At 41.8% G+C, this 10,515-nt stretch carries 8 protein-coding genes; 4 read left to right on the forward strand and 4 right to left on the reverse strand.

Annotation, left to right across the window (positions count from 1 at the left end; translation table 11 throughout):
* The 3 genes from AC5JMF_RS24390 to AC5JMF_RS24400 all read right to left on the reverse strand — a co-directional run.
* Window positions 1–975: inorganic phosphate transporter (locus AC5JMF_RS24390; protein WP_495798290.1), on the reverse strand; the 975-nt coding region annotated here is incomplete at its 3' end.
* A 150-nt stretch (window positions 976–1,125) separates the two neighbouring features.
* Window positions 1,126–2,172, reverse strand: a complete 1,047-nt coding sequence (locus AC5JMF_RS24395) for a zinc-dependent dehydrogenase (protein WP_495798291.1) — start codon at window positions 2,170–2,172, stop codon at window positions 1,126–1,128.
* 240 nt (window positions 2,173–2,412) lie between these two features.
* Window positions 2,413–2,877, reverse strand: a complete 465-nt coding sequence (locus tag AC5JMF_RS24400) for a helix-turn-helix domain-containing protein (protein ID WP_495798292.1) — start codon at window positions 2,875–2,877, stop codon at window positions 2,413–2,415.
* A gap of 218 nt (window positions 2,878–3,095) precedes the next feature.
* Here AC5JMF_RS24400 and AC5JMF_RS24405 point away from each other — a divergent pair, with 218 nt between their 5' ends.
* The 4 genes from AC5JMF_RS24405 (at window position 3,096) to patX (ending at window position 8,504) form a co-directional block, all read left to right on the forward strand.
* A complete protein-coding gene (locus tag AC5JMF_RS24405) occupies window positions 3,096–4,364 on the forward strand; it encodes a WD40 repeat domain-containing protein (protein ID WP_495798293.1) in 1,269 nt (422 codons plus the stop codon).
* A gap of 48 nt (window positions 4,365–4,412) precedes the next feature.
* On the forward strand, window positions 4,413–6,287 hold the full coding sequence (locus tag AC5JMF_RS24410) for a serine/threonine protein kinase (protein ID WP_495798294.1): 1,875 nt from the start codon (window positions 4,413–4,415) through the stop codon (window positions 6,285–6,287).
* 106 nt (window positions 6,288–6,393) lie between these two features.
* Window positions 6,394–8,184, forward strand: coding sequence for an FAD-dependent oxidoreductase (locus AC5JMF_RS24415; RefSeq protein ID WP_495798295.1), 1,791 nt, complete (start codon window positions 6,394–6,396; stop codon window positions 8,182–8,184).
* Window positions 8,185–8,291: 107 nt separating this feature from the next.
* The gene (gene patX, locus AC5JMF_RS24420) at window positions 8,292–8,504 is read left to right on the forward strand and encodes a heterocyst-inhibiting protein PatX (protein WP_495798296.1); all 213 of its coding nucleotides are present in this window, start codon (window positions 8,292–8,294) and stop codon (window positions 8,502–8,504) included.
* A gap of 972 nt (window positions 8,505–9,476) precedes the next feature.
* Here patX and AC5JMF_RS24425 read toward each other — a convergent pair.
* Window positions 9,477–10,376 carry a ferritin-like domain-containing protein gene (locus tag AC5JMF_RS24425; RefSeq protein ID WP_495798297.1) on the reverse strand — a complete coding sequence of 300 codons (900 nt, stop codon included), beginning with the start codon at window positions 10,374–10,376 and terminating at the stop codon, window positions 9,477–9,479.
* Window positions 10,377–10,515: the final 139 nt, after the last annotated feature.

Here is a 10,515-nt window from a genome sequence, read left to right on the forward strand (position 1 = left end):
TGGGGAGTGGGGAGTGGGGAGTGGGGAGTGGGGAGTGGGGAGTGGGGAGTGGGGATTGGGGAACTCGGGGCTCCCGGAGGGAGTGGGGATTAGGGGTAATGGGGAGTGGGGACTGGGGATTTGTATATCTTCTTCATGTTCTTCATCTTTCTCTTTCACCGCGTCTCCCTTCGGATTCGCAGTCGCCTGCGGAGGGAAACTCTCCCGTAGCGCTGTCTCACCGCGTCCCCGCGTCCCCGCGTCCCCGCGTCCTCTTGCGTCCAATTGCCGCCAACTCACAATGGTGAGTCCAACTGCTGCTATTGCACCGACTAACAGGGGAATGTCGTAACTTGGTAGGTTGAAACCAAGTTGCTCAATTAAATAGTTTGTCAAGGGTTGAGTGATTGAAGGTAGCACGATTATGCCAAACGTACCTAGTAGCACTGTACTCAACCAGGGTATCCATTCTTGTAACTGCACTAAGGGATTTGGTTGCTCTAAAATCCAGTGCTTGATTTGACTGTAAAACAAAGCAGCGATCGCACCACTAATTACAGGCGTTAGAATCCAACCAATGGTAATCATGCCAATTGATGACCAATCAATTGCACCTACTCCCAAAGCTACCCAACTAAATCCGGCGATCGCACCCACAACCGCATGAGATGAGGATACAGGCAAACCGCGTGAAGTGGCAATTTGCAACCATACGCCACTCGCTAATAGAACACTGATCATCCCAGTTATTAATAGTTGCGGTGTCGCAGCGAATAAAGCGGGATTGGCTACTTTTGTGGCTAGGGTTTCTGTAACCTCATGTCCAAATAATACAGCACCTGTAAATTCTAATACTCCAGCAATCACGAGTGCTTGTTTGAGAGTCACAGCCTTAGAACCAACGGAGGTTCCCATGGCATTCGCTACATCGTTTGCTCCCAGATTCCAGGCAACGTAAAAAGCTAGTAGAGCGACTAGTGTTAAGGTAATGAGCATTTGATGAGGGAGTAGGGAGTGGGGAGTAGGGAGTAGGGAGGATGAGGGGGATGAGGGGGATGAGGGGGATGAGGGGGATGAGGGAGATAAGGGAGAGAAATAACAAACACCAATTCCCCACTCCCCACTCCCCACTCCCCACTCCCCTCTCTAGGGATAAATTAAGATTTTATAAGTTTCCGCTGTTGGGGCGATCGCAGTTTCTACGGCTGCTGATAAATCTTTTAAGGGGAAGCGATCGCTGATTAATGCTTGCACGTCAATCTGGCGATTAAAGACAATATCAGCACAGAGATTTTGCAGGCGGTAGGATGAACTATAACTACCCATCAAATCAATTTCGCGGCGATAGAGAATATTGGGGTTGACGGGAATTGTCACCTCATCGGGGAATTCAGCGAAAAATAAGATTTTACCGCCTTTGCGGGTACAGTCAATTGCTTGAGAAAAAGCTTTTTCACTGGGGACAGCTAGTAAGGTGACATCAACACCCATACCATTGGTGAGGGTATGAATTTTTGTGGGTAAATCGGTATCACGAGCATCAAAAGCTGCTTCTGCACCAACATGCAATGCTTTCTCGATTCTAGAGGGGAGTAGGTCAGTGGCGATCGCTTTTGCCCCAAAATACTTCACCAACATGATAAACATTAACCCAATGGGGCCAGCACCAGTCACTAATACAGTTTGTCCTGGAGCAATTTGGGCTTTTTTGACTGCTTTCAAGCAGCAGTTAGTTGGCTCTACAAAACTGGCTTCTTCAAAACTGATATGATCTGGGATGGGAATCAAGCCACCGTTTTGTACAATATGTCCGGGTACTTTGACATACTCGGCGAAACCGCCACCACTGGCGTTAAACCCGGCAGTAGTTGAGATGTTCTTGTAGACATCGCACATCGAAAAATTGTCATTGAGGCAGTAGGCGCAACGCATACAAGGGATATGATGCATTACTGCCACTCGTTGTCCAGTTTGCCAGCCTCTTACTTGTGATCCTATCGCGGCGATCGTCCCGGCAGTTTCGTGTCCAAAGATGCGCGGCGGCTCATATAAGGGATAACGAATTTTTTTAATATCTGATTGACATAGCCCCACCACTTGCACTTGTACCAGTACTTCATCTGGTTCTAGGGTAGGCACTGGGATATCTTCGTAAGATAATTGATTGACGCCTCTAAATACCTGTGCTTTCACGTCGGTTTTTCACAGCTCAACGATACTAGATGTAACATTAGAGGCCAACATTCAGCTATCAAGTTTGAAATTTTTCAGCTGAGATTTTCCCTTTCAGAACAAGATTGTCCATTGCTTCATTTAAAATTTTCTGTGACCAATAAGGTGTGTATAAACCAGCTTCAGCAGCAGATAGCAATGTGTCTCGTAAATACATTGGAAACAAAACGCAAGCATCTAAGAGAATACTGAGCATATATTTTACTGTATATAATCTTCGTCATCCTCATACAAGCCTGCTTCTTCAGTCATCTCGATTAACTCCTGCAATAGTTGACTACGCTCAGCATCTCTATGTGCTTTATATTTCATTAAATCATCGAAACGAACCCGGCGATGTGAACCCACCTTAATATGAGGAATGTCACCCTGTTCTAATAACTTAATTAAGTAAGGGCGTGATACATTAAGCAACTCAGCCGCTTGTTGTGTCGTCAGTTCGCAGTTGTGAGGAAATATCGATATGGCCTTGCCTGATGCCATTGCATGGACAACTTGAAGTAACATTTGATAAACCGATTCGGGAATGGTGACTTGTTCTCCGTTGGCTGCTACCAATTTTGCTTGGGAACCCGTAAGTTTTAGGATACGTTCTAGTTCTGCGATCGCTTCAATTTCTGTTTCTAAAGCCACAATAGACTCCAGAAGCAATTTTTGTTGTAACATGATGCTTCTCTTTAAAGAGTTGATGTATGAATTGTAATTACATTATATTACATAAACGAAATAAACAAATTCGTCCTTAACAAGCAGATAAAAGCAAGCGAACAATTTTGAGCGAAAACTTTTGTGCTTTTTCTTTGCGCCTTTGCACCTTTGCGTGAGATTATTCTCTTGAGAGCTTGGTTTTTGCATATTTTATGTAGAACAGGAAAGGAATGTCTATGAAGCCTAATCTGATTGCATTCATGATCTTGCTCGTAGTACAGCTGATTCTATGGAAAGGAATATCAATCATATCTCCCACAGCGAGTCAAAATTCCAACACTCAAGCGACAAACAAGAATTCAAATCTTCCAATAGCTTCTAGAGGAACCGATGTATTACAAACTACTCTCAAAGGTCATGCACTAGCAGTCAGTTCTGTAGCGATCGCATCTGATAATAATACTGTAATTAGTGGCAGTGAAGATAACACGATTAAAATTTGGAATTTAGAAACTAGTAAATTAAAACGCACTCTCACAGGTCACACAGGAGTTGTGAATTACCTGAGTGTAACTCCTGATGGTAAGTATATAGCCAGTGCCGAATCCAAAAATGTCAAAATTTGGAATTTACAAACTGGTGCATTAATACGTGATATCCGCAATCCTAGTGGAACAATTAATTTTATCGAAACCAGCCAAGATGGACAAAGTTTAATCCTTGATGGTGGGACTAAAATTATCAAAAATCCAGTAGTTGATCAATCAGTTTATTCTAGTGAACCAGAAACTACCAAATATATTATCAATATTTTTAATTTAAAAACTGGTACTTTAAAAAATCAACTTGTCCATAATAACTTATTGACCGAAGTCAAAATAAGTCAAAGCGGTAATATTTTAGTGAGCGGAGATAAAGCAGGCAAACTAAATATTTGGAATTTACGCAATGGCAGCTTAAAGAAAACACTCACAGGACATGAAAACGAGATAAGATCTATTGCTATCAGCCCAGATGAAAAGACTATTGTCAGCACTGATAAAGACGGAAAAATCAAGATTTGGGATTTGACTTCTGGCAAGCTCAAAAGTACCTTTACTGGACATGAAACTAAATCATATACAGATGATTTTGTGATTGTCTTAATTCCTGATAATAATACACTTGTTAGTTGGAATACAAATACAAGTACTTTAAATAAAAACAATATTAAAATCTGGAATCTGCAAACTGGGGAATTTCAATATACTATTGAGATAGCACAAGAAAAGAATTCATATTACAATAATAACTTTGATTTAGTAAAAATTAGTTCAGATAGCAAAAAGATAATTACTAATAGTAAGAGTGGTATTCAAACTTGGGAATTAGCCACAGGTCAGTTGAAAAATACTATCAAAGTTTCAGGTAATATCCTCGCCTTTAGTCCTGACAATAAAATTTTGGCTGTTATTGGTGAAGATAGTAATATCAATATTTGGCGAATTCCGTCTATTAATAAGTAGATAAATACTCAAAAATAACTATATCAATCAATTCCCCTAACTTGTAATATGAACAATCAACCAGATTATTCAGAACAAGGCTATAAAATTAGCCACGAATTAGGACGTAACCAACAAGGAGGAAGAATTACTTGGCTAGCATCATCTATCGCCACAAATCAGCAAGTCGTTATTAAACAATACTCTTTTGCTCAAATAGATTCCAGTTGGTCAGGATTTAAAACTCATCAACGAGAAATAGAGGTGTTACAAGGATTAAATTATCCAAAAATTCCTAAATATTTGGGAGCTTTCCCTACATCAAATGGTTTTTGCTTAATTCAAGAATACATCGATGCTCCCTCTTTAGCGGTAACTCGTAGTTTTGCACCAGAAGACATCAAAATAATCGCCATTCAAGTATTAGAAATACTGGCATATTTACAAAGTCGTATTCCTTGTATTATTCATCGAGACATTAAACCAGAAAATATTTTGGTAGACACAGAAATAAATGTTTACTTGATTGATTTTGGTTTTGCCCGTCTTGGTAACCAAGAAGTGTCCAGTAGTAGCATTTTCGTAGGTACGCCTGGTTTTATCCCGCCAGAACAACTGTTCAAACCCACAACAGCTACAGATTTATATGCCTTGGGAGTAACGTTAATTTGCTTACTCACAGGAACAAAATCAACTGCAATCCAAAATCTCATCGATGAAGATGATCCTTCGCAAATTTGCTTTCGGCATCTATTACCTCAACTGAGTTTGCGGTTTCTAGACTGGTTGGAAATGATGATACAACCCAAGCTCAAAGACCGTTTTACAAATGCACAACAAGCACTCAATGCCTTAATACCTCTTGATGTTACCCGGTGTCCACAAGTTGAGTTTAGCAATCAGCTACAGACTTTTATTGCAATACGCTTGGGTGAAAAAGTCTCGCAATTTATTACTGTGGAAAATATGATGCCAGACACATCATTAAAAGGTCGTTGGGAAGTTGCTCCCCATCCTCACGATCCTCCTTATGCGCCAAATTCTCACCCGTGGATTAGCATCACACCAAAGAAGTTTGCAGGCAATCGTACAAAGTTTGATATCGAAGTAGATACTAGTAAGTTACTGGCAGATAAGTTATATAAACGTCAGTTATTTTTACATACAAATGCCTACCCACCAACTCATACTTTAACCGTGAAAGTACAAACGGCTCTCATTCCAATTGCTAAGAAAGAAACGAAGTCTTATGAAAGTTTAATTTGGGCGTTTTTAACTGGTGAGATAGCCACATTCATCATTATAGGAATTATACCTTGGATAATTGCAACTTTAGCGTCTCACAAAATTATCTTATGGAATTTACCTGGGATTGATGGCAGTAGTAATGGAGCTTTCGTTTTTGGTACATTAGGCGCAATTTTTGGTGGTGTAGCTGGTGCTGTAATTAATAGAGGTTACAACTTTTTTCAGAAAAATAAGCAAAACTTTGATTATTGGCAAATAGCCGCCGCTATACTTGTGGGTGTGATCATTGTTGGTATTTTGGGAATTATCGGTGGAGGCGTGTATGGAGCAATTATTGATTTATCTAAACCTAATGATTTAGTGGGTATTATTTTTAAGTTGATGGGTGGAATTTTAGCAGGGGGTATTGGTGCTTGTTTTATTGGAGGAATCGCAGGGTTAATAATTGGATTTTTAACTAGTGTTTTGATGTGGATTATTTTGAAATCTGTAAATGATCGTTTGTCACTACTTGCAGCAGCTTTTGGAATTAGTGTGGGGCTTGGTTTTGTTGGGAGCTTTCTTAGGTTATCTACTATCTTGGCGTTGGGGATAACTGGAATACCTTTTTTATATACGCTGATTTATGCGCCTATTCAGCATCAAAAATTAATTAGTAAATATCGTGATTCTGAGAAAAATTTAATTAGACCGTAATCAAGAGTTAAGCACTAAAGTGCTGACTACAAACTCTCACAACTATAATCTTGTCTGAACCTGGTTTATCTAGGACAATATCTCGGACACTTAATTGAGGTTCGGGATGGTTATTCAATATCAAGCGGATGTTTTAGTTGTTGGTGGGGGAACTGGTGGTGCGGCGGCAGCTATTCAAGCAGCACGACGGGGTGCTAAAACGATTTTGGTGAGTGAATTTCCTTGGCTGGGGGGAATGTTAACTTCGGCTGGGGTGTCTGCACCTGATGGTAATGAGTTGGAGGCTTTGCAGACGGGGTTATGGGGTGAGTTTTTGCGCGAATTGCGTTATCGACAACCTGGTGGGTTGGATAATAGCTGGGTGAGCTTTTTTAGCTATGAACCGCGTGTTGGGGCTGAGATTTTTGCAGATTGGGTACGAGAATTACCAAATCTGCATTGGATGGCTGGACAAGTGCCAATGGAGGTTTTACGGCAGGGAGATTGTGTTGTTGGTGTGCGCTTTGCTGATTTTAGTGTCACAGCTAAGATGACGCTTGATGGCACGGAGTTGGGTGATTTATTGGCTTTAGCGGAAATACCTTACCGTTGGGGTTGGGAGTTGCAATCTGAATGGGGAGAACCCAGCGCCCCAGTTGCTTTTAATTCTCTGACGCAAAGATATCCAGTGCAGGCACCGACTTGGGTGGTAATTATGCAGGATTTTGGTGAGGCGATCGCACCCTCTATTCCCACTGCACCTAATTATAATTCGTCCCTGTTTACAGGCGCTTGGGATGGCTATGGCCCACAAAAGTTTTTGAATTATGGACGTTTGCCAGAAGATAAATTTATGATCAACTGGCCAATTTGTGGTAATGACTACGGCAAAGGGGTAGGGCGACTGATAGAGTCAGAGATATCCAGAGGTGAATTTATCCAAGAATGTCGCTGGCATAGCCAAAATTTTGCCCATTTCATCCAAAATCAACTGGGGCATCGCTATGGACTGGCACAACAGGTGTTTCCTCATCCTCTTGGGGCTTTTGCGTTACATCCTTATTACCGGGAAAGCCGCCGTTTGGTGGGGTTAACTACTATTCGAGAACAGGATATCTTGCCGATGGCTGGAGGTAGAGTTGCATCTATATTTAATGATGCGATCGCCCCTGGCGTTTGCGAAGCGATCGCAGTTGGCAACTACGCCAATGACCACCATTATCCAGGCGTTGAGTTCCCGCTGCAACCTAAATCTATCCGTTGGGGGGGGCGTTGGACTGGAACTCCTTTTACCATTCCCTACAGTTCCCTAATTCCAGCCACAACAGATGGTTTGTTGGCATGTGACAAAAATATTTCTGTGTCTCACATTGCCAATGGAGCGACTAGATTACAACCTGTAGTCATGGGTATTGGTCAAGCAGCGGGTATGGCAGCTGCTGTATGCGTTGAGTTAAACTGTCAGCCAAGGGATTTACCTATCAGGGTGCTACAAGCCGCTCTACTGCAAGATCAACGCTCACCTGCGGCAATCATACCTTTTTTTAATATTCCCGCAAATCATTCGGATTGGCTGCACTGGCAACTGTATTACTTAAACAATCCACAAGCATATCCAGCTAGTGGCGATTGCCCCTACCCATCGTCAGCACAGTACAATTACCCTGCTGTTGATGAGGTATTAATACGGGAAAATGAATGTTTCCAAGGCATTTTCCATCGCTTGGATCAGCAAGACTACAGATTTATTATTACTGTGCCAGTGCAATATCAAGGGCAAACTTGGCAGCTTGTGACATTGCGATCGCATATTGATGAGCAATTACAAGCCGTTCCCCATGAGCAATTAATTACATTGTGGGGTCGTCAGAATCACGTCGGTAACTGGTTATTAGTTGTACATTTAGACGATATATAAAAGTAGTTTATTTTCAGTAAAAAGCAATACTTTTTTGTAAATTGTCCGGATTCACAACCCAAAATTCAGTATCAGTGAAGTGGAGAGTTCCAAAATAGACATCTGCTATGCGTGCTGCCATTTCACTTTTAGTATCGAGTCTGGTATTTGACCCTTTAGCCTTAAATTGCCAAGCGATGTTCAATCATTTCTCTTATGGGCTGCTGACTACACCTACCTCCGAGCAGTTGCTCTCGACAAAACCCACCAAGCCTACTGCTCCTCATCGCGGTAGCGGGCGTAGAGAAGAAAATCTCACAAATCCTCATCCTGCTGTCTAATTACCGTTGAACAACGCCCCTGATATTAGGGAAATCAAAGTACCAGAAAACAGGATGTAATGCTGAATCTTTTTTACACAGCGGCTTTAGCAGAGATACAACAGTTGACGCACGAAAAGCTTCAGAAATCGTGCAATATTTCAACCGTAACCTCTGTATAAATAGTTGGCTTAAACCCTTGCAATCAAGATGCCAACTCAACTGACTACTTGCACTATCAAGATTACCAATTCCTTAAAAGCCACACAAATCTTGATCTTATTTCAGGGAACTCTGCGTCTAATCTTCTACTCAAGCCAGAATCATAGATTTTCATTTCAAGTCAGTTTGTCGCTCACTGTAAATATTTTTTCTATTCCTGTTTACCCGCATCTTTGTGTTTTCCTTAACGATAAGCATTCCATTGAAATTGATGTTACTTTGGCTCAAAATCAATCCTCAGTAAATCTAATTCAGATATTTTGCTTGCCGTCTGTCAGCCTCAAAGCAACTTCATCTCGCTTCCTAAACAGATTTTCTCATGCGTCGAGTAGCTGGTTATTTAGATCAGGAAATCATTGATTTCGCTCTGGAATTTGTTCAGAGTCTTTCGCCTCATCTGAGCTTGTTCAGAGCATGAATTTGCAACATTACTAAGTAAATGTGCAAAAAATTAATTTTCTTGCTGTTTTAGCTAAGGAACTGGATTTACAAACCAGGAGTCAAAAGATTTCAACTTTTGACTCCTAATTTGTCGGAGAAAGGAACAGTTTTTTCTATTTCTTGCAATGCATTGAGCATAGCCGAAGTGTGTTCCTTATCCAAGAGTAACGGTTAAATCCCCATTACAAAACTCAATCAGGACTTACGCGCTTCGTAGCGGTAGCGAGTCATCGATAGCGTTAGCGTTAGCGAAGCGGTAGCGAGTCCTCGAGCGTCAGCGGTAGCGAGGTACGAGCGTCAGCGTTAGCGACATTACGAATTACGAATTATTTAATCCCTTACGCTTTGGATACCGTTGAGGAACATCGGCACAAATTTCTCCATAAATGCCTGGGGATCGCTTTGCCAACTCCTTTGTGCTGCTTGCATCCTGGTAAGCTGCAACTCAGGTGCTAATAGAGTTTGAGGTAAGCGCTCCATTAGATATTGAGGACGCTGCCAAAGTGGCATTGTGTTTGCTACTTCCATTAAGTTTGCAACTCGCCGTAGTTCTGCGCCCAAGGTGATATCCATTCCCGATTCATATGCTGCTTGTTCAATAGCTGCATATTTTTGTTTGGCTTGTTCTACTTTGTGCCGGAGTTCTGGACTTTGATCTGCTATTTGTGCTAGCCAACGATTACCCCAACGGACATGTCCTGCTTCCTCTGGGAAAATTTTCTCTATTGTTTCGCGGATTTTGATGTTTTCTTCTGTTTGCGGCGCTTGCTTGAGGGCGTAAATGTGGGCGGAGAAATATTCACAACCCCGTTTTTCGGTGACATTGATTGCTGCGAGGGCAGCAATTACAGCATCATTTAAGTTTGAGTTGTAGGTGTCTTGATCAATCAAACGCTCAAATTCATCGATATAGCTCGAACCAGGTGGTTTACCAATATCTGCCCCTAATTCTATTAGCAGATCAGTCAACCACATAGCATGACGAGCTTCATCGGCAATGTGGTGGGATAAATCTCGTACTAGTTCTCGTGGCTGTCCATTGAGCTTTTCTATTACCTCAGTCAGATCTTGACAACTACGCTGCTCATTGAAGCGGTAGCGGTTGAGGGTGATGAGATGAATTTCGCGATCGCTTACTATTCGCTTGAGAATTTCTCTGGCACCCAGAGTATTGTGGAATTTCCGTGGATAAATTACCGACATAGGTTTTATGAATTTTTGTAAAGCTATTTTTGATGGTAACTTAAATAATTCGTAATTCGTAATGACGCGACGCTCCTGTGTCGCTCTAAGCGAAGCTATGCCGTAGGCTTTACGCTTCGCTATCGAGGACTCGCTACCGCTGACGCTCGTACCTCGCTACCGCTTC

It is taken from the genome of Desmonostoc vinosum (genome assembly GCF_059505385.1).

Coding starts and splice junctions, on each gene's coding strand:
- AC5JMF_RS24415 (WP_495798295.1), top strand. CDS start 6,394: ATGGTTATTCAATATCAAGCGGATGTTTTAGTTGTTGGTGGGGGAACT.
- AC5JMF_RS24405 (WP_495798293.1), top strand. CDS start 3,096: ATGAAGCCTAATCTGATTGCATTCATGATCTTGCTCGTAGTACAGCTG.
- AC5JMF_RS24410 (WP_495798294.1), top strand. CDS start 4,413: ATGAACAATCAACCAGATTATTCAGAACAAGGCTATAAAATTAGCCAC.
- AC5JMF_RS24400 (WP_495798292.1), bottom strand. CDS start 2,877: ATGTTACAACAAAAATTGCTTCTGGAGTCTATTGTGGCTTTAGAAACA.
- patX (WP_495798296.1), top strand. CDS start 8,292: ATGCGTGCTGCCATTTCACTTTTAGTATCGAGTCTGGTATTTGACCCT.